The following is a 23,255-nucleotide window of genomic DNA, read 5'->3' on the forward strand; positions in this document are numbered from 1 at the left end:
AGATGAATGCCATCGATTCAAAGGAGCATGAGGTGCTGGAGCGCACGCTGGGGGAGGTCCGGCGGGTGCGTCGCCATCGGGCGGCGCGCAGGATGGCGGTAATGCCTCTGCTAATGATGCTCGGAGCCGGCTGGTTTGCACTAACTCGTGGTCCGGCACCGGCTCCGCCCGTGATGACGGAGGCTCCACAGGCAGCCCACACCGCAGGGGAGTCGCTGACCGTGGTCGAGTGGAAGGACGGCATGCCCTCACTGGTCGAATATTCGGGAAAGGACCTCGGGAAACTGGAACTCGCCTTCAGCTTGGAGCCCGTCGTCACGTTTCCAGAAGAGCTCTGGTAAGAAGGAGGATTGCAAAGCTCATCGCCACGGCTAGACCCGGCGCGTGAACGTCATCCTGGCATCAGCTTCCCCGCGGCGGAGAGAACTTCTGTCTGCGACCGGCATGCATTTCGAAGTCGTGACCTCGCCCGCGGAAGAGATCCATGACGCCGCCATTCCACTCGACGAACTGTGCGAGAAAAACGCCGAGCTCAAGGCGCTGGCCGTGGCGGTCGATCATCCAGACGCCGCAGTGATCGGAGCCGACACGCTGGTGTGGATCGAGGGCGAACCGCTGGGCAAGCCAAAGGATCTCGACGAGGCGCGGGCCATGCTACGGAAACTCAGCGGTCGGCCTCACACCGTGTGCACCGGTGTTTGCGTGGTCTTCCCCGGTGGAAGAGTGCAGCGCTTCCATGAACTGACCGCGGTCCGTTTCCGGGAACTGGATGACGCCACGATCGAGGCCTACTTCGAAAAGACCAACCCGCTGGACAAGGCAGGAGCCTACGGCATCCAAGACAGCGGTGAGATGATTGTCGAAGGCATCGAAGGAGCCTTCGACAATGTCATGGGGCTTCCGGTGGCGAGGCTCGTTGAGATGCTAGGGGCGGAAAATTGAATCCCGACAATCCCCGACAACCCGCTTCTCCCAGAATATTTCGCTCGCCTCTGAAGGACTGGGCCGGCAGAACATTGGATATGTTGACATTGTTAGCCGCCTCTTATCAGACCAGCTCGCCTGGCGGAGCTGAAATCGTCGTTATCCTCCTGTTTGTCTTGGTTGGGTTGGCTGCCATCGGGGTGTGGCTATGGTCCCTCATTCACTGCATCCGCAACAAGATGCTGTCCGATACCAACCGCATCATTGGCATCGTGCTTATCGTCCTCCTGGGACTGCTCGGCAGTTTGATCTATTTGTTCCTGCCGCGGGAGTCACAGCCCCAGAGGTGAGGTTCATCGGGGTGGACATTCGTCCACCCCGCGTCGACGGCACGTCGACACCCCTTAAGCCACCACGAACCCAGCCGCCTGCTCTGGCGTCAGCTCGATGAACTGCCACGGCAGGCCGTGCACATTCAGATCCGCCATGAAGCTGTCCGGATCATACTGCTCCATGTTCCAGACGCCCGGCTTCTTCCACTTGCCTTCCAGCATCTGCTTCGCGCCGATCATGGCGGGCACGCCGGTGGTGTAGCTGATCGCCTGGCTGCCGACTTCGCGGAAGCACTCCTCGTGGTCGCAGATGTTGTAGACGTAGATCGCCTTCGGTTTGCCATCCTTCACGCCGGTGATGACGTTGCCGATACAGGTCCTGCCCTTGGTGGTAACGCCAAGATCGCCGGGGTTCGGCAGCACGGCCTTGAGGAACTGCAGCGGAATGATCTCCACGCCCTGATAGACGACCGGATCGATGCGAGTCATGCCGACGTTCTGGAGCACTTCAAGGTGCTTCAGGTAGTTCGGCGAAAAGCTCATCCAGAACTGGGCACGCTGGATCGTCGGGATGTGCTTCACCAACGATTCCAGCTCCTCGTGATACATCCGGTAGATCTCATAGGTGCCGACTCCCTCCGGACAGGTGAAGGGCTGGTGCTTCGACATCGGCGCGGTTTCTACAAAAGCACCATCTTCCCAGTGCCTGCACTCGGCGGTCACCTCGCGGATATTGATCTCCGGATTGAAATTGGTGGCGAAGGCGTGGCCGTGGTTGCCACCGTTCACGTCGATGATGTCCAGCGTGTGGATCTCGTCGAAATGGTGCTTCAGCGCCCAGGCGGTGAAAACGTTCGTCACGCCCGGGTCGAAGCCGGAGCCGAGCAGGGCGGACAGGCCGGCTTTCTCGAACTTCTCCTGATAGGCCCACTGCCAGGAATATTCGAACTTCGCGACGTCCTTCGGCTCATAATTCGCAGTGTCCAGATAATCCACGCCGGCATCCAGGCAGGCATCCATGATGGTCAGGTCCTGGTAGGGCAGGGCGACATTCACGACCAGCGTGGCACCGGTTTCACGGATCAGGGCGGCGGTCTGGGCTGGATCGTCGGCGTCCACCTGGGCGGTGGCGATGTCGCGGCCCGTGCGGGCCTTCACGGACTCAGCAATGGCGTCGCACTTCGATTTGGTCCGGGACGCGAGGGTGATTTCGCCGAAAATCTCGGGGACCATGGCGCACTTGTGGGCGACGACGCTGCCGACTCCGCCGGCTCCGATGAGAAGGACCTTGTTCATGGAAATGGTGGGGAGAAGGGGTGGGGGAAAGCGGCCCGCCACGCAAGGAATTCCGCGTGCAGGAATCGTTCCCCGCAGATCCGGCCGCCGGGCAGCAAGATTTTAGAGACAAACGGCCCGCCGGAGGGCATTTTACCAGCGAATGAAGTCGTGTCCCTCCGCGGAATGGAAAGCTTGGTTGGCCGAAAATGGCCCCCGGCTGCTCCTTTTTGCACGCGGCTGGGCCCCGAGCCGGGAGGATGCCGAGGATTTGGTCCAAGAAGCCATCGTCCGCTTGTGGAATTACCAGCAGGACAAGGGCAGTGGGGTTCCGGACCTGCCGCTGGCCTTTTCCACCATCCGCTTCTGCGGACTGAACCACCACCGCTCGGAATCCCGTCGGCGGAAACGGGAGGAATCGATCATCTACCTGAACGACTTCACCGATGTCTGGCTCGACCCGTCCGTGGAGGACGACGAGGACGCCGTCCGCCTGCGGGATGCCGTCCAGAAGCTCAGCCCGAAGCTGCGCGAGGTGGTCACCATGAAAATCTGGGGTGGACTCACCTTTGCCGAAATTTCCGAAGCCCTCGCCATTTCCCAAAACACTGCCGCGTCACGCTACCGCTACGCGCTCGAACAACTCGCGCAAGACATGCGCCGACTGAAGGAAGAACGCCATGGAATCGCCTGAAGATATCGAAAAGGCGCTCGCCCGTCTGATGCCCTCCGCGATCAGCGAGAGAGGCCAGCGGTCGATGAACGACCTGATCGACAGCCTCGCCGCCGGAGAAACGGTGGCGGTGGAATTGCCGCCCGCGAAGAAGTCCAGCCGCCTGGCTTGGTTCGGCTTCGGTGGGATCGGCGCAACCGCTGCTGCAGTGGCCTTGGCGCTCAGCCTGCCGCAGGGAGACCCGGGTGTGGGATCTCGCGCCGTGGTCGTAAATGCTCCCGTGAAGGAAGCTTCGGCGGCCAAGAGCGACGTGGTTTTGATCGGCTCTTCCGAAGTGGTGGAAGACGCCGTGCCGGAAGACTGGATGTCGGAAACCGACGGCGTCCCGCATCGTGCCTGGCGCGTCCGGGTCGTCGATCAGGAACGCGTCCGCGATGTCGAAACCGGTTACGAAGTGCTCGTCTCCCGTCCGCGGGAGGAAGTCCGGCTGATGCCTGTCACCTCATTCTAATTCGTGAAATTCGCTATCTCCATCCTCGGAATCGCTCTCGGCAGCTTCGCCTTCGCGCAAGAAGCAGGAGTCGAAAAGCCGGCCACGACTCCGCCGCAAGTCCTGCACGGGGTATGCGGCATGCCTTGGCTCGGCCTGACGGTGGATCCTCTGGACGATGCCGTGCGCGCCCATGTCCCCGCGCTTCCCCAGGGGATTGGCTTCGTGGTCACGGACGTGGCCGCGGGCAGCCCGGCGGAGAAGTCCGGCGTGAAGACCTACGACATCTTTTGGAAGCTCGGCGACCAATTGATCGCAAACAAAGCTCAACTCTACACCCTGCTCCGTCTGCACAAGGATGGCGACGAAGTGAAGCTCGGCCTCTATCGATCCGGCGAATCGCTGACGATTCCCGTGGTCTTGGGCCATCCGCAGGAAAATCAGGCGCTTGCCCAACTACCGATCAAGCCCGTCATTCTGCCGGACACGCCGATGAAGGTGCTCAATCCCGCCGAGCGCAGCGCCACGATCGACACAGCCGACGGCAAGGCCGTGCTCAGCCTGGTGAACGGCCAGTCCGAGGTGAAAATCGCGGACAAGAACGGAAACGTGCTTTTCGAAGGTCCGACCAAGGATGCCCAGGGAGTTTCACTTGTCCCGGATGCGTGGAAGTCCCGTGTGGGAGCCTTGGAGCGGGCTTTGGCACATGCCCTCAAGGGCGGCAACCACGAGCAGCCCCGTGACCGCGTTCTCCCGCCTCCAGCGGAGCAGAAGTAAGGCACCTTTGGCCTACCTGTGGTCGCTCACCGCGGTGCCTGAGAGGGAGTCGTGCCAGGCGCGATTGCCATTCGTGAAGAAGGCGAAGTAGAAGCCGAGGCAGCAGGGCGCGAACGAGAGTATTTTCGCCGCATTCCGCCCCAGCACTTGTCCGATGGTAAGCTTGGTGCCCTGCACTGGCCTCACGCGGATTCCCATCGCAACCTTGCCGTAGGTTCCCTGCATCGGCGACAGCTCGGCGAGGGTGCAATAAATGATCCAGATGCCGACAGTTCCCAGGCCGATCAGCAATCTTGCCTGCAGGGCCGCCTCTTGGACTGCTGGTGGCGAGGTCCGGTCGATGATCGGGCTAACCCCGAAGTAGGCGTGCGATACCAGATATAGCCCCATCTGGATGGGCACCGTGTCGATCAGGTAGGCGATGGTCCGCTTGACGTTGTTGGCGGGGCGATACGTGAGATAACGCATGAAACTCGCCCGCATGTTAGACATCTCTCCGGCACGGGCAAGACATCATCGGGGAGAAAGGATCAACAATCAAATTGCCTGAAGAGGCAGGACCGCTGGCGCCAAATGCGGGATCATCCAAACGAGACCTTCGATTGATGATGGGGGACTCCGCCTACTTCTTCAGCTGCCGCAATTGCTCAAGCCGCGACAACGGCTTCTCCGCCGGAGCAGCAGCTGCCGCAGGCTTTTCCTCTGCCTTGGCGACAGGCGGCGGTGGTGGCGCGTTCTCAGCAGGCTTGTCGATGCGGAGCGTCCCGCCCTGGCCGACCTGATGAAGAATGGTGGCACCGTTCTCGGGCACCGTGACGCGACAGAAGAGAGCCGTATGTTTGCCCACTGCTGCATCAGCGGCGATCTCCACGGGGAAATTCACCTCCGCCTGCCCCTTCGGGAAGCTGACCGGCTGGGTCTTCGCCCCGTGTGGCAGGCCTAACAATTCGGCGGTGGCATTGCCGGTGAAGTTGCCGGGGTAGTCGACCTTGCACACCACGGTCGTTGGCTTGCCTTGCTCGGTGGCGGCCATGTCGATGGCCATGCCCAGATAAGGTTCCGCGATTTTCAGGGTAACGAGCGAGGTGGATACCAGCACCGGACCCTTGGGAGTATTCGCTTCGCCCAGCACGCAGACCTGCCACTCGCCCGGTGCGGCATCGCCATTGGCATTCACTTCGTAGAGTGCCTCGCTCTGATCGCCGGGCATCGTGACGGTGGCAGGGGTGCCGATCCCCGGCGGGTTCCAGAGGAAGCGCAGGTTGATCGGCTCCTTGTAGTCCCCGTTGCGCTGGGCGCGGACCTTCAGGTTCATCGAGCCGTTCTTCACGATCGGCACTGCAGGAGCCTCAAGCTCCAGATGAAACGGGGCTTCTTCGATCACCGCGACGGCAATGCGATCGCTCTCGGCGGAATGATAGGCGCCCTGGTTGTTCACTTCCACATGATGGACCGTATCGATCAGGGCCCCTTCCAGCGGCGGTGCATCACCGGTGGACTTCACCTTGAACCGATGCAGGCTGCCCGCCACCGGCGCTTCGGCAGTGGCTTCGAAGACCACCGGCGTGGCATTGACCGAGCGATGGAAGACGGGCGATTTCAGCGAAACTCCCGCAGGCAGGCTTTCCGCAGAAAACGCGAGGTCACAGCCGATGTTCTCGCGGGTGACATTGATCACGGCCGCATAGCGATTGCCGCGCGGCACATTGATCACCTTCCACTTCTGGGAGTTGTCACGCTCGACCACGGGCAAGGCAGCGGCAACCACCGGATCGCGGCGCGTGATTTCGAGCCGGTAGGTGAAGTCAGCGCCGCCCTGTTTGAGCTGATCGCGGACCACGGCCACATATTCGCCATCTTCCGGCGCAGCCCATTGGAGGATGGAGTCGGGTCCGCCCTGGTCGTCGTTGTTCGCGAGATTCTTGCCCTTGTCCGCATCGCGGATTGAGAGCACTGGATCCAGCGGTGAACGGAGTTCACGGGCGAGCACCTTCAGTGTCAGGTTCTCGCCTTTCTTTGCAGAGAAGGAAAAGAAGTCCACGTCGCCGGTCTCGCCGATCACGCCATGGGCGGCGCAGGGGAGATCGGGAAGCTTCGTTGCTTGCTTCGCGCCCTCGTTGGGCTCGATTTCGGCGACGTGGTTGAGGGAGGAAACCTTGATCCAGACGGGAGAAGGAGCAGACAACCCGTCACGCGATGGAAAGAGAGGGAAGCGGCCACCGGCATCGGCAGGGATGGTGACGCGTTCCGTGAACTCGCCGGCCGGATCGCCGATGAACTTGAATTCCACCGTTTCGCCGGGTTTTGCCCCCGTGGGAAAGACACCGGTCGGCCGCGGGAAGGTGCCGATGCTCACCCGATACTCACAGTTGTCATTGCCTTCATAGGCAGCCTCGCGCACCAGCACGCGATAGTCACCATCCTCGGGGATGATTGTAGAGACGAAGGCGTCCGTGCGCAGCAGCGGGGCATCATCGCACGAGGCGATCTCGAAGCCTTTGGGATCGACGATAGCCACATAGGCATCGAACATCGTACGACCCAGGCGCATCGCTTCGACCTCTGCGGTGAAGCGCTGGCCCTTCTTCAAACTGCAAACATAGTAGTCCACGTCCTCCTGCTTGGCCACGCCCTGGACCGTGGTATTCAGCTCGATCCGCTGTGCCTGCTCCGGCTTGTCGTTCGGATCGACTTCATTCACGACCGGAAACTGTCCGACAAAAAACGATCTCAGGTAGCTGACACCGCCTGTCGTGCGGACGCGCAGGCCGTGCTCACCGAGCGGCGCATCCGGCTTGATGAAGACCTTGGCAGAGGCGTGCTTGTCGTTCTCGACGGCGATCGAACGCACCTCGACGCCCGGGTCGTAGGCGAGCAACTCCTGCAGGCCATCGAGACGTTCACCGTAGAATTGCATCTCCACCTCCGTGCCCCGCTGGCCACCGCGCGGCTCGATGAGATTCAGCACCGGCGTGAAACCGGCGAAGGCGGTCCCGCCCAAAAGCAGCGAAAGCGTGAGCCGCGCAATCATGCCTTCTTCGCAAGCAGGGCATCCAGCACGTTGCCATCGGCCACGATCTCGATCGGCCGGCCGCCGGGAGCCATCAGCTCCTTGTCCGCGTTGATGCCGATCTGGTTGTAGATCGTGGTGGAAAGGTCCGCCACGGTGATCCCATCGGTATCCACACCGCCACCAAGGGCATCGGACGAACCATGGACGTAGCCTTGCTTGAAGCCGCCGCCAGCCATCATCACCGAGAAGACATTCGGCCAATGATCGCGGCCGCCGGTCGGGTTGATCTTCGGCGTGCGGCCGAATTCGGTGGTCACCATCACCAGCGTGGAGTCCAGCATGCCACGGCGCTCTAGGTCGCGGATCAGCGCGGCGATCGCCTTGTCCACCTTGGGGAGCTGGCCCTCGATGTTACCCTTGATGTTGTCGTGGTGGTCCCAGCCGCCGACGGTGAGGGACACGAAGCGCGTGCCAGCTTCGATCAAGCGACGGGCGAGCAACATCCGTTGGCCCGCGTCATTGCGACCGTATTCCTCTTTCAGGGCATCCGGCTCGGCTTTCAGGTTGAAGGCCTCGCGGGCCTTCTCGGACGAGATCAGCTTGTAGGCGTGCTGATAGAAGGCATCCATCGCATCGATCGCGTCAGACTTCTCCAAGCCGCGGAAGTGGGCATCCACCGTCTCCAGCAGCGAGCGGCGGCGGTTGAAGCGGAATTCATCGCAGCCACCGGGCAGGTTCAGGTCGCGGACCTGGAAGTTCCCCTGCGCCGGATCCGAGCCGAGTGCGAAGGGGCCGAAGGCCGAGGAAAGGTAGCCGCTGCCCGCGAATTCATTCGGCACGGTCGGCACGCAGACGTAGGGCGGCAGATTGTTCATCGGCCCCAGCTCATGGGAAATCACCGAGCCGTAGGACGGATACTCCAGCGCCGGGGACGGGCGGTAGCCGGTGAACATGTTATGCGTGCCGCGCTCGTGAGCCGCCTCACCGTGGGACATCGAGCGGATGACTGTCATCTTGTCCGCGAGCGTGGCGAGTTCCTTGAGGTTCTCGCCGAACTGCACACCGGGGATCTTGGTGTCGATCGCGCCGAAGGGTCCGCGATACTCGGCCGGGGCATAGGGCTTGGGGTCGAACGACTCCTGATGAGCCATACCCCCCGGTAGGAAAATGTGGATGATGCCCTTCGCCACCCCCTCGCGGGTCTCGTAGAACTTCTGGTCCCCCCGGGCCTGCTGGCGCAGGAACTGGGGAAGGGTGAGCCCGAGCCCCCCGACCAAGCCCACGTGGAGGAATTCTCGACGGGACGCATAGCGGTCGAGCGGATTGCCGGGGCAGGTCGGTTTCATAGGTGAAAAGGAGTTACCGAGCACTGGTTACGCCGGTGCAGGGGAATTCTTTTTCACCATTGAGCAGCGAAAACCGGAAAAACGCCGGTTCCCGTCCTGCTAGCCCGCAAATTCCGCCTCACCCACGTGAATCCGCCCGCTTTCGAGGATCTTGCAACGCAGCCCGCCGCGGTCATGCATCAGTTTCTCGGTTCCGGCCCTCCCGCAGGCATCATCCATCCAATAGCACGGGGCACACTTCTGGGTACCCTCCAGCAAGGCATCGCCGAGTCGGAAAACGCGGCCCACCAGGCGGTTCAGGTCGATCCCGGACACCACCACATTTCGCCGGAAAGCCGACGGCGGCAGGTCCGGGTTCTCCGCATGCTGGCGGATGTCATCGATGACCGAGCGGTCGATCAGCGTGACCTGCCCCTTGTAATTGTCCTTCCAGTCGAAAAACCGGTCGCCGGGAATCCCGCGGCCGGCCACCAGCTCGACCTCTTCGTGTTCCACAATCCCATGCTCGCTCGGAGCCTGGCCGTGGTGGCCGAAGTAATTGTGGCCGGGCGAGGTGTAGAGACCGTGGATGACGACGCGGGTCACGGGAGAAAGGTAGTTTCCGGATGAAAGCCATGCAACTCACGCCTTCGCCAGTGCCACAGCGCAGAACTTGTAGTTCGGCTGGCGGGAATGCGGGTCGAAGGACGGATGGGTGAGTCGATTCACCTCCGGATAGTGCATTGGCAGGAAGAGCTGGCCGGGCTGCACGGTCGGCGCGATGTAGACGGAGGCATGCATCTCGCCACGCCGTGAACGGATAGTCACGGTGTCGTGCTCCTTGAGGCGGAGGCGGGAGGCATCGGTCGGATGGATTTCAATGTAGGCCTCCTGCGGATAGAGCTTCTGCAGGATGTCCGACTTTCCCGTGCGGCTCTGGGTGTGCCACTGGCTGCTGGTGCCGCGGCCGGTGAGAAGGGTGAAGGGATAAGCGGAGTCGGTTGGCTCCGGCAGATCCGCTGGGGGCGAGAAGAGCAGCTTCGCCTTGCCACTAGGAGTGTAGTAGTTTCCGTCCTCAAAAAGCCGGCGCTCACGATTCGCCGGTGGATTGGAGGCGGGGTAGGGCCACTGGACCCCACCGAGGCGATCGATCATTTCGTAGCCTTCCACCCCGGTGATGTCGCAGGGGCGATCTTTTGTTAGATCACGCAACAGGCGGAAGGCGGACTCGGGATCAGTCCAGCGGCTGAACAACTCATCACAGCCCCAGGCATGGGCGATCAGCCGGAAGATGCGGAAGTCGGAAAGTGCGATACCCGGGGCCTCACGCACCTTCTTGAGCGTGCCAATGCGCCGCTCGGAATTGATGAAGCAGCCGTCTTTCTCACCCCAACCGGCCGAGGGCAGCACGAGGTCTGCGGCCCGCGCACTCTCGGTGGTGTGGAACATGTCCTGCACCACGATGAACTCCAGCTTCTCCCGCAACGCCGCCAGCCGGCCGCTGTCGATCCACGAGTGGAAGGGATTGGTGGCCACGATCCACAGGCCCTTGATCTTGCCCTCTTCGGCGGCGGCCAGGATCTGGTCATAGGCGAGTGAGGAATCGGCCGGGATATTTTCCAGCGGAATCCCGAGTCCGGCGGCAACCTTCTCGCGATGGCTCTCGTAGGCGAAATCGTGCCCGCCGACCATCGAGGTCGTATTCGAGAACAGCCGCGAACCCATCGCATTGCACTGGCCAGTGATCGAGTTCGCGCCGGTGCCAGGCTTGCCGATATTGCCCGTGATCAGGGCCAGGTTGATCATCGCCTGCGCCGCGCGAACCCCCTCGTAGGATTGATTGATCCCCATGGTCCACCACCACGAGACGCGCTTGCCGGGCTCGGACACGGTGCGGGCGAGCGCTTCGATCGCCTCGACCGATTGCCCGGTTTTCTCGCTAACTGATTCAGGGGAATAGTCGCGGAGGAACGCGACAAAGTCATCGTAACCCTCCGTGCGCTCGATCGACTCGGGATCGGTCCGGCCATCGCGGACGATGCAGTGCGCGAGCGAGTAGAAGAGCGCCAGGTCACCCTTCGGCTTCAGCACCACGTGCTGGGTCGCGGCCTGCGCGGTCTCGGTGGCGCGGGGATCGATGACGATGATCTGCGGGTTGCGCTTATTCCGCATCACCCGCTGCCACAGGATGGGGTGGGCGATGCAGAGGTTCGAGCCGACCAGCACGATCACGTCGCTTTCCTCGAAATCGGCATAGCTATAAGGCGGCGCATCGAAGCCGAAGGACTGCTTGTAGGCCGCCACAGCCGTCGCCATGCATTGGCGGGTATTCGCGTCGCCGTGGATGAAGCCCATCCCGAACTTGAACAGGCTGCCGAGGAAGGCCATCTCCTCAAACGGGATCTGGCCGGTGGAAAGGAAGGCGACCGACTCGCGGCCGTGCTTCTCCTTGATGTCCTTGAAGTGGGAAACAAAGGCCTCCATCGCCTCCGCCCAGCCGACCGGCACCATTTCGCCGGCGTCATTCCTCAGCAGCGGCGTGGTCGCGCGGTCGGGCGAGTCAAGCGGATCGAGCGCCTGCCAACCCTTCGGGCAAGCCATGCCAAGGTTCACTGGATAGCCCGCCTGCGGGGTCAGGTTGATCGCCCGGCCGTTTTCATCCAGGTGGAGCTTCAGCTGGCAGCCGGTAGCGCAGTAGCCACAGATCGAGGTGACGGTGGACGCCGGTTTGAGCCGCGCGGGCACCTTGCCGAGGCCGAAATGGCCGGGCTCGAGAACCAAGTCCGCGGTCAGCGGGCCGGTGTGCTGCTTGAGGAGCTTTGAAAGCATCAGGTCGGGAGAAGCGAAATCTAACCCCGAAAGAGCACGCCCCGTGCGCTTTTTTGAGGTCAAATCACGCCATCCCGTCCGGAGAAATCATTCGCCCCATGAAGTAGCTTCATTCAGGGAGGCCCTGACCCGCCACCGGTCGTGCCTGAACTCGCGTAACTCCTAGGGAGAGAATCACTCGTCTCCCCGGGACTCCCGCTTCAGTTTCTCAACCTCCCGGCGCAGCTCCTCGATCTGGCGTTGCTGCCGCTCCATCTGGCGGGCCAGCTGCTCCATGCTGCCCACCAAGGCCGATCGCTTGCGTTCGCCCTCGGCTGCCGGCCGGCCTTCTTGGCCCGGCCTGCCTTCCTCTCGGTCGGCTTGCGGCGGCGGCCCTTCCGGGCGCAGCTTGGCGTCTTTGCGCTCACCGCGGTGGATCCAGGCAAGCTTCAGCGGCTTGTCCTCCCGTCCTGCTTGTTCCACCGCCTGTCTAAGGTCATCGATGCTGCCGATTTTCTTGTCTCCGGCGGAGAGAATGATGTCGTTCACCTGCAGGCCGAGGCGGTGCGCCGGGCTGCCATCCGCCACCTCGGAGATCCGCACGCCCTCGCCTCGGTTCAGCGCGAAATGGTCGCGAACCACCTCCGGGATGGGCTCCACCATCAGGCCGATCTTCCAAGTCGGAGCTTGCGGCGGCAGCGGCCGTTCAGGCTGCGGCGGGTCGTATCGGTACAGATCCCGGTCCTTGGCCTTTTCCTCGGGGTCGATGAGGGACTGCTCGCTGCGATCCTGCAGCAGCTTCCGGAGATCGTCCTCGGTGGCGCCATCACGGTGCATCCGCTCGAAGAGTTCCATGAGATCCTGCCCCGGTCCCGACTGCGGTGCGGTCGGAGGCTCTTGCGCGGAAAGCGGGGCAGCGGAAAGAATTGGGAGGGCGAGAAAAGCGAGTGTCGTTTTCATGGGTCCATCCCGGAAGCGATGCCAGGCAGGGACCTTTGTCTTTCGGGAGGAAATATTTCCCGCTTTCCCCGACGCATCGACCTGCAACGATTCACCTATGCGCGCAACTCTCTGCCTCATCTCGTTGATCCTGCCACTCGGCGCGGCTCCAACCGATGGCGAACTGTTGGCATCCGTCAAAGAGCGCACGAAGCTGGAGCGCGTCACTCCCCATGCCGTGGACATGTCGAAGGCGATGGCCGCGCGCTGTAGCATCGACTCGATCCTCCTGAAGTCTGGCCCTCACGCCGGCGCGAAATATCACGTCTTCGCCAATGCCCCGGCGGCTCTACCCCTCTTCGATCCGTGGGGCAAATTTCCCGAAGGCAGCCTGATCGTGAAGGAGAAGCTCAATCCTGCCGATGACAAGACTCAGCTCTTCACCGGCATGTGGAAACGTGAGCAAGGCTACTTTCCCGAGTGCGGGGACTGGGAGTTTTTCACCGTCGACGGCGAGACGTCGAAAATCGTCGAGCGCGGCAAGCTCGTCAGCTGCGCGAGCTGCCACGAGGACTTCACCAAGGGCGATTTCGTCTCGAAGAAATACGTGATGCCCGCCCAACTCACCGGCGGCCGGATCGTCCTTCACGCCAGCACCGCACAGACGAACGGCAAGAAGCTCCAATACGAGCCCATCGAGAAAAAGAACACCCTCGGCTTCTGGGTCGATCCCACCGACAGCGCCTCGTGGTCATTCGAGGTGACCCGCCCCGGCAAATTCGAGATCCACGTTTGGCAAGGCTGCGGCAAGGACAGCGGCGGCAGTGAAGTGGAAATCTCCGCCGGAGATCAACGCACTCGCTTCACGGTCGAAGACACCGGCAATTTCCAGAACTTCAAGGAGCGCAATGTCGGCACCCTGAACTTCGAAAAGGCTGGCCCGCAAAAACTCGAAGTCCATGCCCTCTCCAAGCCCGGCGCAGCGGTGATGGATCTCCGGCAAGTGGTGCTGGTGCCGGTTCCATAGATGGCCTCAGACAATCATCGTGCGGAAGGTCAGGTTGATCCGCGGCTCCTTGATCTTCGCCGCCTTCGGCAAGGCATGCTTCCAGTAGTCCTGCGTCTCGTCCTTCATCACCAGCAGGCTGCCGTTTTCCAACAGCAGTGAAACAGTCTCGCCATCGAGTTTGTGGCGGAATGAAAACACCCTCTCCGCGCCTAGGCTGATCGAGGCGATGGCGGCATGCTTGACCAGGGACTTCTCATCATCGCTATGCCAGCCCATCCCTTCGCCACCATGATGATAGAGGTTGGCGAGACACGAATTGAAAGACAGGCCGGTGATGTTCTCGATCCTCGCCTTGATCTCCGCGAGTTCCGGCGTCCACTCCGCCGCCTGCTTCACCGTGCCGGAATAGCGATAGGGAATGCCCGCGTCGGCGAACCATGCGACTTCCCGCGCCGTGACCACGCGCTTGCCGAACATCACCACCTCATCATTACGCCACGGCAGCGTGGAACTCAGGCGCTCATAGGAGTTCCGCGCCATGGCCTCGTCAAAGATCCGCCCATGGTAGATCGCCGTGCCGTCGCGGGGCAGCAGGTTCATCGCTTCGCTTCCCATCGCCGAGATCAGCCCTCCAGCATCGCATCCAGCCGCTGCATCTCGCCGACCTGCCACTTCATCGCGCCGACCTGCTCGGTGGCTTCATGGATCTCCAACGGCGTCGCACCCAGCGTGAGTTGGGCGAGCTGGTGGCGCGTGGTTTCGGCATTGGCGGCGAGTTCCTCGAGCTGCTGGGTCACCCCTTCGATCCGCTCGCGGACCGCCTCCGGATTCACCTTGGCGCGCGTCACCAGTGCGAGCTTCTGGCACAGCGGCCAGAGCGACGACAGCGACTCGCGGGTGCGACGGTCGATCTCCTCGCGCAACTCAGCCGGCAAGTGCGGATTGGCAGGATCGGTGGCCGCGTCTTGCAAAGCCAGCAGCTCCTTCACCGCCGCCAGCATCCGTGCCTTGATCGTTTCGCCGGGGAAGGGGACCTTGAACCGCAATGCGCTGATCAATTGATCCCCATCGCCGCCGTCCTGGAGCAGTTGTAACGCAGCCGCGTAGTCGTGGCCTTCCATGGCCGTCTGCGCCTTGCCGGATTTGGAAAGAAAGCGATACGCCAGCCACCCCAGCAGGCCGACAAGGACGGCCAGGGCAACCAGCGCCAGCGAGATGCGCCAGAAATAAACGGCCGCCGCCAATACAGCCAAGCCGATGAGCCACCCCGCGCCGCCACCCGAAGATTCTTGGGACATATGATGCCTCGACAGCATCCGCGCGACGCGTCAACGGGCAAGAGGGAAAAGAGCCGGATCTTGTAGCAACAGGCCCGGTGGATTGGCTCCACCGGGCCTGCGATATCTGAGCGCTTCTCCAGGAACGCAAATCATTCGGTCGCGCTGGCCCGCAGGAAGGCCTTAGCCTGCGCGGAGATCGGACCATTGATCCGGAAAGACCGGTATTCCCAAGCCGCCGAACTCAGTGGAACCGCGGGCAGCGTGATGCCGGGCGTCCCAGCGACCTCGCTCAGCGACAGCGTCCACGTCGAGAGGTTGGTGCTGCCTTGGACCCGGTAGATCACCCCATCGATCTTGGATGAAACGAGCCCACTGCCATCCGCGCTGAAAGCACCGGCCCCGGTGCGGACCGGGATCGTGATCACGAGTGCATTCTCACCGCCGAGGGAGAACCCCTTCGTCTGGATCTTGCCACTGGCCACGCCTGACGTGGGATTCCCATCGAACGCGAACTCCGTGAGATTGTCGAAACCGTCGCCATCGGCGTCGTCGGCTTTCCCTCGCTTGTCGGGATTGCTAATCTGCATCGCCCAAGGGATGAATGGATCGGCTGTCCATGCGGGATTCACCTCAATGATCCCCGAGCCGGTGATCTCGGCGAGGCCGGTCACCCCGGGCTCGGTCGTTCCCTGCGGACCATAGCGACCGGCTGGCTTCGATACGCCGCCCACAATGAAACTCTTCACGACATTGACCGTGGACTCCGAGACAAAGCCAAGATCGAGCAGCGCATCCGAGTCGACATCCAGTGTCGCCCCACCATAGAGCGTGGGATTCGAAAGCCGCAGGATTCCTTCCACCACCATCGTGTTGCCTTGATAAGCGTTCGCGTCCGAAGTGAGGGTCAAGGTGCCGGTGCCTTGCTTGACGAGCGCTCCATTCACGAGATTCACACCGAGCGACAGGATTCCAGAGTCATTGACGCGGATCGTGCGGGTGCCGCCGAGATCGATGAAGTTGGCGGCATTCACACGCGTGATCGTCACGCTGCTGTCGCCGGATTTCACGAACTCTCCCGCATTGGCGAAGCGGATGCCACTGGCACTGTTGCCGCAGGTGATGGTTGCGGCATTGGCGATCGATAGGCCTCCGCCATCGAGCGTGAGTTCGGACGCACTGGCACCGCCGAGTTTCAGTTCGCCGCCACCCGGGCCGAAATTCAGCCCCGCGATGGTTTCATTCACGCTGGAACCGGTTTCAAGGGTGGCCGTGGCACCGCTGATCACCGTATTCGCCGTGATCACGGAGCTGTTGCCGAGTTGCTCGCTGGCGGCGAGCCGCAAGTAGCCGCCGTCGATCGCCACCGGGCCGCTGATGGTATTATTACCAGCCACCGGATTGACCAAGGTAACCCGGCTGAAATTCGTGCCGGAGGACGTGCGCCCACTGACGGTGAAGCCGCCGCTGCCAGTGAGCTTCGAGGCGATGCGCAGGCCCTGATCGGAAGTGCCAACTGCGGCCTCATGCAGCGGCGCACCAGCTTGCAAGTCGAGCGTGCCGCCGGTGATCGTGGTGGCGCTAGCCGTGGCTCCGATGCGTTTGATCCCGGCAACCGATAGCGGCGTGACGGCGTCCACAGTCACGGTGTAGGCACCCACAGCAAGGATGGCCGTGGCGGATCCATCATTCGCCCACGGCAAATGCGCAACCGCACCCTGATCCCAGTTGAGCAGCGTGGTGTTCCAATTGCCCGCCGTGGCAGCCGCTGCCGCATCGCCATTGGCAACGATATCAACCGTGCCACCATCGTAATACATCACCTGCGGAAGCACCGACGTCGCAGCGCTTTGCTCCAGCACGATGCGCTTGTTCGCCACATCGTGTCTCACTCGATAACCGGCAGGCACGCCCGTGATCGAGTTGAAGGTGCCATGCATCACACCCGTGTATTGCAGCACCGTGTAGGAAGGCTGCGTCGCCCCACTGCCAAAGGGCACGATGGCGATCTCCGCGATCTTCGCCGGTCCGAGGATGAGATCGCCATTCACCACCAGCTTGTCGGCAGCGGCTCCATTGACTTCGATCTGGATTGCCCCTGTGCCCATGGAGGCGACCTGCACCCCGCCAGTGGTAAATGTGCCGATCGAAGACGGACCATCGCCAGGAGCAAGATAGGCGCGGGTGGCGACCGTGCTTCCAAGCATCGGGGAAGAAACAATCGATCCCGTGCCGCCAAGCGTGGCACCGGCGGCCACCGTCGCACTCCCCTCGCCAGCACCGTCACCAGTGGCGTTGTTGAAAAGGAGGCTGCCCGCGTTCACCGCCACCACGGTTCCCGAAGGACGGGAGAAGGGCGACTCGACCGTCCGCCGCACGATTCCATTACCGCTCTTTGAAAGAGTTCCCGTCCCCGAGATCGCGGCATTATAGGTGAAGGAATCTGAGCGATTCAGCGTCACCGTTCCATTGTTCAGGTTTACCGGGCTATCGTTTCCTCCTGAATCCTTGAACGAACCCGTGGTGCCACCGCTGCCCAGTTGCGCCGCGATTGTGCCGGTCACATTGAGGTTCCCCGCAATGATGTTGTCCTTCGTGAAAATGACGTTGCCGGAAGCAGTAGTCCGCTCGACCACGATATCACCGGGACCATTGAGCGTGGAGGCAATGGTGAGGTTCACGGTATTCGTCGCCCGGAACTTCGGCGTGCCGAGCAAGGTGAGGGTCCCGGAATAAGTAGTCGTCCCGACATAGTCGGCAAGGATCGCGCCATCCTCCAATTCGATCGGCGTCGTCACCGTGAGGCTGCTGGCGGTGTTCAAGACAGCGCCCGATTTCACGGTCACCTTGTCACCGAGCCCCGCAACGCTGGCCGTGCTGAGAACTCCTTCCGAAACGACAAGATCGTAGCCCGTGACGCTACCGCCGGTGGTGCCAGTGCCACCGATAAAGAGCGTGCCGCCTCCGGTCTTGGTGAGGACATGCTTCGTTCCCGAACTCGTCGTCGTTCCGAAGCCCACGTCGAAGCTCACGTTGGACGGCACGCGGATCGACGCATCCGCGGTGAGAACCAGATCCTGCACGCCGGATTTGCCGCGACCGGCGTAGGCGAGGTTGCCGGTGGTCGACGAGGTGATCGCGCCCAGGAAAGTTCCGGGCGAGGCATCGTCCTCCATTCCATTGCCGGCGATCTCCACCTTGTAGGTGCGGCGTGAGGCAGCGGTGGCATGCACCGCACCGCCTTGGCCATTGAGGTCGAGGGTCGCGCCGGAAGCGATCTTGATCGTATTTCCCGTGGCTCCGAACGCGTACGAGGTGTTGCCAGTGAGGTTCGAGTTGCTGAGCGTCAGCTTGCCGGCATTCACACGGACCTCGCCCGTGAAGCTGTTGAGGCCACCGAAGAAAAGATACGCGCTTCCGGTCTTCTCAAGGATGACCCCGGTGCCCACCAAGGTCCCGGGCCCATCGAAGGAGTAGTCATTGAAGCCGGTGGCGGAGAAGGTCAGCTTGGCAGGACTGAATGTGCCATTCAGCCCCACATCGAGAAAGCTGGCACTGTCAGGGAAGACCAGATTGTCGCCGGTTGCCGGCACCCCCGGATTCCAGTTGGCGGCCGTGTCGTAGTTCGTATCGGCACCCCCGCCGGTCCATGTGACCGTGGCCGCAGGAGCCGAGACGATGCCAAGGGCGGCGCTGCCGAGCAGCCAACGACGAGTGAAGGGGGAGCGCTTGATCCGTGAGGTATTCATGATGCGTCGATGTCAGGAGGTCGGACGGCGGGCCGAACCTGAGACCCGCCATTCAAGCCTGAGGGAAGACCATATCGGCGGCTCACGGGCGAGTCCGCGCCGTGGAACAATCTGCCCTGCTGATCATGGCAGTTTGACATCAGCCGCTAGGCCTGCCTTGCTCCGGGTCCATGGAGTCCCTGCGCCGGATCACGCTAGCCGATCAGACCGAGATCGCCCTCCGGGAGGCGATTCGCGAAGGGCGTTTCGGCGATCGTCTGCCCGGCTTCCGGCCACTCGCCAAGGCGCTCTCCGTGAATCCCATCACGGTCTCTGAAGCGGTCGGAAGGCTCGTGGCCGATGGCACGCTGCTCTCCGATGGACCGCGGAAAAAGTTCCGCATCGTCCAGAATGCTCGCAGTGGCAAACAGGCCACCCGGCGCAAGGTGCTCTACCTCACCGCCGAGCCCCTGCACGAGACAATCACTGTCGCCGTGGAGATCCTCTCGCAGCTTTTGTTAGAACGCCCGGATTGGGATGTGAAGCATCGCACCACCGGTCATGCCAAGAATGGACGACCCGACCGCCGGCGCTGGGATGGACTTTTGAAATCCGAGGAAGCCCAGCATCTGGTCGTCTTCGGCGGGCGGCCCGATATCGCGAAGTGGTCGCTCGATCGCGGCGTGCCAGCCTATTTCCTCGGCGGCGATAGCGGTCGGCTGCCGGTCCCCATGCTAGGCGTGAATGCCGCGGAGATGCTGTCCCAAGTGATGGACCGCTTGATGGATCTCGGGCACACCCGGATTTGCCAGATGATGTGCGGCTTGCCCGAGGGCTTCTGCGAACGCCAACGCCACTACATGGCGAAGTGCCTGGAAAAACGCGGCCTGCCCTTCGTTCCGAACTACCACGCTCCGATCCTTCCACGTTCCGATCCGGACGATCTCGCCCGCGCCCTGACAAAGGTGATCAAAGTCCGCCCGCCCACCGCGCTGATCCTGTTCGATTGGGAGCACTTCATCGCCACCTCCTGCGTGCTGCGCGATCATGGCCTGCGCATCCCGCGCGACATCTCGGTCGCGATGCTGTCCCAGCACCGGATGATGGAGTGGCACCTGCCGCGGATCACCCATTTCCAATACCCTGTCGTGCAGGTGGCCAAGACCTTGGCAAAATGGATCGAGTCTCCGCCGGCAGATCTGAACATCCAGGTCTCGCTGCCCTTGGAATTGGTCGAAGCGGAGAGCCTCGCGAAGGCGCGAAAGGACTGATCAATCGAGGAAAATCGACAGCACTCCTCCGACGATTGCCAGCACGTCCCAAGTGCTTGGTCCCTTGGACTCGAAATCCCCAGGACCATCACGCCCCACGGATTCGATGCTCACCGGCGGCGCAGGCGGGCGGTTCTCCTTCATCGGCGCATACAGTTTTTTCACCCGCTCCGCCTCGTGCTGCTGATAGATCAGCTTGCCGCCGGCGCGCCACCACTCGGTCAGACGGCGCAGCTCGCTGCCTTCCAACCACACGCCATGAGTACCACAGCGATCGACGATCACTCCGCTGCGCCCGCCGAAGTTGAGATGGCTCATCCGCTCCGCGCATATCGGACACTTCTGGTAGGTGATCTCGTCGCGATTCTGGCGAAAGTCGGTGGCGATTTGGTTGATCTGGGCCGGATCAAGCCACACCAGCGGATTGGTCTGCGCTTCTAACAACGCCTCCAGTTCCCCTGGATTGAAAAAGGTGCCATAGCAGGTGGTGCAGCGCTCGATGCAGATCTTCGGCTCGGTATCGAACTCGATCACATCCAGCGGAGTGGTGCAGTGCGGGCAGGGCAGGGAAGCATCGGAGCCGAGGTCACGGAAGTGCACCTGCCGCAGGTTCACATCCTGCCTCACCCCGCAGAAGGGGCAAAAGGTCATGGCTCCTTGCAGGGCCCCGCCGCAGCTCGTGCATTTCATCGGGATACGTTTCGCTGAAAAGCAGCGTCTGGGTCAATTCCAGCGGCAGCCCGGATTTCCAATGCCAAGCTCCTCACCAGGGGTCATCCGTCTCGATGGCCCTCTCCTGCGGCCGCGGTGGCTCCGGAGGAACCGGCTCCTTCGGCGGATAAGGGCGGAGCACCGCAGGCTTCCAGCGATTGAGGCAAAGCACCAGCAGGCCCGCGGCTGCCGCGCCTGAAAAACCTCCTCCGTAGGTCCAGAGCGGGATGACCGGTGAAACCGGCGCCGAGAGGATTTCCGCTACCTTTGCGTTGGTATTCGGCGCCTTGAAGGGCTCCCCGGGAGGATTGAGATATCCGATCTGTAGCGAGAGTTCCTGAAATTTCTTCCAGCGCCGCGAGAAGTCTTCGCTGTTCACGAGCGCGGTGGCTTTCGGGTCGCCCGTCGCCGCAAGTTTGACGAGTTCATAGCATCCGGGATACAAGGCATTCCGGGCCTCCTCTTCGAGCAACCATTCCAGGTGCCGGGTGTCGTCCAGAACCGCAGCACTTCGAAAATCGAAGGACTTCACCTCCGGATTTCTGGAGGAGATCTCAAGTTCCCGCGCGGGCACATCAAGGCCACTGGCGATCTGGGCCGCAATCCGCTGGGCATCGCGGGGATCAAAATAGCGGACTTCAATTCTCACGCCATCCGCTGATGATTTCAAGCGGCTGCACTGGTCGATCACGGCGACCGCTTCCTCGAACGTGGTGGCCCAGCGATTCTCGAGATCCAGATCCCGGGCAACCATCTTCGCCCGGACCGGAGTGAGACGCTCCGCGTGCCCCGCATGTGCCGGGGATTCAATCGTCGCCACTCCCAGGTAACGCTTGGGTTGCTTCACGCAAAGGAACGCCCCGCATGCCCAGCCAATGAAAAAGCCGACCACGATCATGAGGCTCAAGCGTTTGGCCGAAATCGGATTGCGAGGAGGAGAAACGTCCACGAGGCGAAGCCAAGCAAGCGCGATAGCCGAGGTCAAATCACGATCCCCTCACAGGGATACAACTTGTCTTCCAATCTGAAGTCATGTCTTCGCTGGCAAGGTCGGCCCGTCCTGCCAGCGTCCTTTGATAAGCACCTCCTTGGGATCCTGTGGCACGCCGCGCCGATTCGTCGTGAGCCGCTCCACGACGAGGTCGAACGCAGCAGCACCCACCGCGCGGAGGTTGCCATCGATCCCGGCAGCCGCATCCATTTCATCCGCAGTGCGAAAGAGATACGCCACACCGAGATCCTGCGGGATGCGCAGGCCGGCCTTCGACAGCAACTGGCGCACGGCCGTCTTGTAGACGAGCAACGAGTCCGGCTTCTCCGCCTTCAACCATGCGGCAAACTCTCTGGCAAAATCACCATCCCCATGAAGAAAGGGCGTGCAACGTCTGCCAGGATCGAGCTGCCGCTGGAAGTCCAGGAAACTACCGGACCACTGGTAGCCGGAGATGCGATTGTTGAACTCCGGCGCGATCAAGCCGGTGCGCCGGTAGCCCTTCGCCACCATATGCTCTAGCGCCAACCGCACATTGAACATCCCATGGAAGTTCGCTCGATCCACGACCACATCACGAAAATACGCGCTCAAACCCGCGATCGCGAAATGCTTCGGCGAAAGCATCCCACGCCGCTCGCCCCCGCGCGAGAAACCTAACAGCACCCCACGGATACCCCGCGCAAACAGCGTCTTCTCCAGCCGCGCGGTGTCATTCCCGTAGTCCTGCAGTGCGAAAATCTCGAGCCGGAATCCCAGCTCGGTCGCCCGCTGGAGCACGCCCTCATATTCCCAGCAGCAGACGTCCTTCTCCTGCCAGCCCTGTGCGCCGTGGTAATCCGTCACCAGCGCCACGGTGTCCACCTCGCCGGCACCACCCTTGCGCCGGGTCGCCATCAGCGCGCTGACCATCGGATTCGGCAGATAGCCGGATTCCTCCGCGGCCGCCTTCACCTTCTCGCGCAGCGCCACGCTGATCCGCGAGTCATTCCGCAATGCCCGCGAAACGGTCGACGGCGAAACCCCCAGCCGTGCGGCCAAGTCGGTCATGGTGGGGCGCTGCTCCATGCCAAACGGGAGAGCATTTTCCGTGCGCAACGATGTGCATGACAAAGCGGACGCAATCGCAGCGCCCCGCCATGCCATGGCCCGCCCGGTGCTTTTTCAGGGGGCATGCGGAGCACGGAAATCCGCCACTCAACCAACAATCCCCACACCCCATACGACCATGCCCACAGTCGACAAAGAGATGCACAAGAACGGCGACTTCCTCGTGGATTACGAAGAGAAGGTTTTCCCGGATGTGAAAGCCGATCCCGGCGAGAAGGCACTCGTCACCTTCCACACCGTGGCCTTCGAGGGCTCCATCGGCCTGGTCAATACCCTCTCCGCCACTCGCCTGCTGCGAAAGGGTTACGACACCTCGATCCTGCTCTACGGCCCCGGCGTCACGCTGGGTTTCCAACGCGGATTCCCGACGCTCGGCGACGAAGCCTTCCCCGGCCACCTGTTCATCAATCAGCGCATCGCCAAGTTCATGGAAGAGGGAGGCAAGGTCTACGCCTGCCGTTTCGCGACCCAGGCACTCTACGGCCAGACCGAGAAGGCCTTCATCCCGGGCATCATCCCGATCAACCCGCTCGACGTGCTGGACCTGGTGCTGCTGCACAAGAAGGCCGGCGCGGTGGTCATCGACACCTGGACCCTCTGAA

At 62.1% G+C, this 23,255-nt stretch carries 22 protein-coding genes; 9 read left to right on the plus strand and 13 right to left on the minus strand.

Annotation, left to right across the window (positions count from 1 at the left end):
* Nucleotides 1-2: 2 nt before the first annotated feature.
* The 3 genes from WKV53_RS07540 (at nucleotide 3) to WKV53_RS07550 (ending at nucleotide 1,274) form a co-directional block, all read left to right on the plus strand.
* Complete coding sequence (locus WKV53_RS07540; protein WP_341403839.1) at nucleotides 3-341, plus strand: hypothetical protein; 339 nt, start codon at nucleotides 3-5, stop codon at nucleotides 339-341.
* A gap of 43 nt (nucleotides 342-384) precedes the next feature.
* Nucleotides 385-942 carry a Maf family protein gene (locus WKV53_RS07545; RefSeq protein ID WP_341403841.1) on the plus strand — a complete coding sequence of 186 codons (558 nt, stop codon included), beginning with the start codon at nucleotides 385-387 and terminating at the stop codon, nucleotides 940-942.
* A gap of 80 nt (nucleotides 943-1,022) precedes the next feature.
* Nucleotides 1,023-1,274, plus strand: coding sequence for a hypothetical protein (locus WKV53_RS07550; RefSeq protein WP_341403843.1), 252 nt, complete (start codon nucleotides 1,023-1,025; stop codon nucleotides 1,272-1,274).
* Nucleotides 1,275-1,328: 54 nt separating this feature from the next.
* Here WKV53_RS07550 and WKV53_RS07555 read toward each other — a convergent pair whose 3' ends face one another.
* Nucleotides 1,329-2,552, minus strand: a complete 1,224-nt coding sequence (locus WKV53_RS07555; RefSeq protein ID WP_341403845.1) for a saccharopine dehydrogenase family protein — start codon at nucleotides 2,550-2,552, stop codon at nucleotides 1,329-1,331.
* 142 nt (nucleotides 2,553-2,694) lie between these two features.
* Here WKV53_RS07555 and WKV53_RS07560 point away from each other — a divergent pair, with 142 nt between their 5' ends.
* The 3 genes from WKV53_RS07560 to WKV53_RS07570 are packed head-to-tail and all read left to right on the plus strand — an operon-like array spanning nucleotide 2,695 to nucleotide 4,471.
* Nucleotides 2,695-3,225 carry an RNA polymerase sigma factor gene (locus WKV53_RS07560; protein ID WP_341403846.1) on the plus strand — a complete coding sequence of 177 codons (531 nt, stop codon included), beginning with the start codon at nucleotides 2,695-2,697 and terminating at the stop codon, nucleotides 3,223-3,225.
* Nucleotides 3,212-3,715 (plus strand): hypothetical protein, encoded by a 504-nt coding sequence (locus WKV53_RS07565; RefSeq protein WP_341403847.1) that lies wholly within the window; start codon nucleotides 3,212-3,214, stop codon nucleotides 3,713-3,715. The genes WKV53_RS07560 and WKV53_RS07565 overlap by 14 nt, the downstream gene beginning before the upstream one ends.
* 3 nt (nucleotides 3,716-3,718) lie before the next feature.
* Nucleotides 3,719-4,471 carry a PDZ domain-containing protein gene (locus tag WKV53_RS07570; RefSeq protein ID WP_341403849.1) on the plus strand — a complete coding sequence of 251 codons (753 nt, stop codon included), beginning with the start codon at nucleotides 3,719-3,721 and terminating at the stop codon, nucleotides 4,469-4,471.
* Nucleotides 4,472-4,483: 12 nt separating this feature from the next.
* On the opposite strand, the gene WKV53_RS07575 is transcribed toward WKV53_RS07570, so the two are convergent.
* The 6 genes from WKV53_RS07575 to WKV53_RS07600 form a co-directional block, all read right to left on the minus strand.
* Nucleotides 4,484-4,939 carry an RDD family protein gene (locus WKV53_RS07575; RefSeq protein WP_341403850.1) on the minus strand — a complete coding sequence of 152 codons (456 nt, stop codon included), beginning with the start codon at nucleotides 4,937-4,939 and terminating at the stop codon, nucleotides 4,484-4,486.
* Nucleotides 4,940-5,093: 154 nt separating this feature from the next.
* Nucleotides 5,094-7,502, minus strand: a complete 2,409-nt coding sequence (locus tag WKV53_RS07580) for a PPC domain-containing protein (protein ID WP_341403851.1) — start codon at nucleotides 7,500-7,502, stop codon at nucleotides 5,094-5,096.
* Entirely contained in the window at nucleotides 7,499-8,830 is a 1,332-nt protein-coding gene (locus WKV53_RS07585) for a DUF1501 domain-containing protein (protein WP_341403853.1), read from the minus strand. The genes WKV53_RS07580 and WKV53_RS07585 overlap by 4 nt, the downstream gene beginning before the upstream one ends.
* Before the next feature lie 99 nt (nucleotides 8,831-8,929).
* Complete coding sequence (locus WKV53_RS07590; protein ID WP_341403855.1) at nucleotides 8,930-9,415, minus strand: MOSC domain-containing protein; 486 nt, start codon at nucleotides 9,413-9,415, stop codon at nucleotides 8,930-8,932.
* Nucleotides 9,416-9,451: 36 nt separating this feature from the next.
* Nucleotides 9,452-11,638, minus strand: a complete 2,187-nt coding sequence (locus WKV53_RS07595; protein ID WP_341403856.1) for a molybdopterin oxidoreductase family protein — start codon at nucleotides 11,636-11,638, stop codon at nucleotides 9,452-9,454.
* A gap of 174 nt (nucleotides 11,639-11,812) precedes the next feature.
* The gene (locus tag WKV53_RS07600) at nucleotides 11,813-12,472 is read right to left on the minus strand and encodes a PDZ domain-containing protein (RefSeq protein ID WP_341403858.1); all 660 of its coding nucleotides are present in this window, start codon (nucleotides 12,470-12,472) and stop codon (nucleotides 11,813-11,815) included.
* 202 nt (nucleotides 12,473-12,674) lie between these two features.
* Here WKV53_RS07600 and WKV53_RS07605 point away from each other — a divergent pair, with 202 nt between their 5' ends.
* Nucleotides 12,675-13,583: a DUF5077 domain-containing protein gene (locus WKV53_RS07605; RefSeq protein WP_341403859.1), complete on the plus strand. Its 909-nt coding sequence runs from the start codon at nucleotides 12,675-12,677 to the stop codon at nucleotides 13,581-13,583.
* Nucleotides 13,584-13,589: 6 nt separating this feature from the next.
* Here the strand turns inward: WKV53_RS07605 and WKV53_RS07610 are convergent, their stop codons facing one another.
* The 3 genes from WKV53_RS07610 to WKV53_RS07620 all read right to left on the minus strand — a co-directional run bounded on the left by WKV53_RS07610 (nucleotide 13,590) and on the right by WKV53_RS07620 (nucleotide 18,591).
* Nucleotides 13,590-14,165: an alpha-ketoglutarate-dependent dioxygenase AlkB family protein gene (locus tag WKV53_RS07610; protein WP_341403861.1), complete on the minus strand. Its 576-nt coding sequence runs from the start codon at nucleotides 14,163-14,165 to the stop codon at nucleotides 13,590-13,592.
* Between the two features lie 23 nt (nucleotides 14,166-14,188).
* Nucleotides 14,189-14,863 (minus strand): hypothetical protein, encoded by a 675-nt coding sequence (locus WKV53_RS07615; protein ID WP_341403863.1) that lies wholly within the window; start codon nucleotides 14,861-14,863, stop codon nucleotides 14,189-14,191.
* Between the two features lie 131 nt (nucleotides 14,864-14,994).
* Entirely contained in the window at nucleotides 14,995-18,591 is a 3,597-nt protein-coding gene (locus WKV53_RS07620) for a beta strand repeat-containing protein (protein WP_341403864.1), read from the minus strand.
* Between the two features lie 170 nt (nucleotides 18,592-18,761).
* Here WKV53_RS07620 and WKV53_RS07625 point away from each other — a divergent pair, with 170 nt between their 5' ends.
* Entirely contained in the window at nucleotides 18,762-19,841 is a 1,080-nt protein-coding gene (locus WKV53_RS07625; protein WP_341403865.1) for a substrate-binding domain-containing protein, read from the plus strand.
* Here WKV53_RS07625 and WKV53_RS07630 read toward each other — a convergent pair whose 3' ends face one another.
* The 3 genes from WKV53_RS07630 to WKV53_RS07640 all read right to left on the minus strand — a co-directional run bounded on the left by WKV53_RS07630 (nucleotide 19,842) and on the right by WKV53_RS07640 (nucleotide 22,611).
* Nucleotides 19,842-20,492, minus strand: coding sequence for a TFIIB-type zinc ribbon-containing protein (locus tag WKV53_RS07630; RefSeq protein WP_341403867.1), 651 nt, complete (start codon nucleotides 20,490-20,492; stop codon nucleotides 19,842-19,844).
* Nucleotides 20,493-20,604: 112 nt separating this feature from the next.
* The gene (locus WKV53_RS07635; protein WP_341403868.1) at nucleotides 20,605-21,459 is read right to left on the minus strand and encodes a hypothetical protein; all 855 of its coding nucleotides are present in this window, start codon (nucleotides 21,457-21,459) and stop codon (nucleotides 20,605-20,607) included.
* A 123-nt stretch (nucleotides 21,460-21,582) separates the two neighbouring features.
* The gene (locus WKV53_RS07640) at nucleotides 21,583-22,611 is read right to left on the minus strand and encodes a LacI family DNA-binding transcriptional regulator (protein ID WP_341403870.1); all 1,029 of its coding nucleotides are present in this window, start codon (nucleotides 22,609-22,611) and stop codon (nucleotides 21,583-21,585) included.
* A 160-nt stretch (nucleotides 22,612-22,771) separates the two neighbouring features.
* Here WKV53_RS07640 and WKV53_RS07645 point away from each other — a divergent pair, with 160 nt between their 5' ends.
* Nucleotides 22,772-23,254: an MSMEG_0572/Sll0783 family nitrogen starvation response protein gene (locus tag WKV53_RS07645; protein ID WP_341403872.1), complete on the plus strand. Its 483-nt coding sequence runs from the start codon at nucleotides 22,772-22,774 to the stop codon at nucleotides 23,252-23,254.
* Nucleotide 23,255: the final 1 nt, after the last annotated feature.

The organism is Luteolibacter sp. Y139, assembly GCF_038066715.1.
Taxonomy (GTDB): Bacteria; Verrucomicrobiota; Verrucomicrobiia; order Verrucomicrobiales; family Akkermansiaceae; genus Haloferula; species Haloferula soli.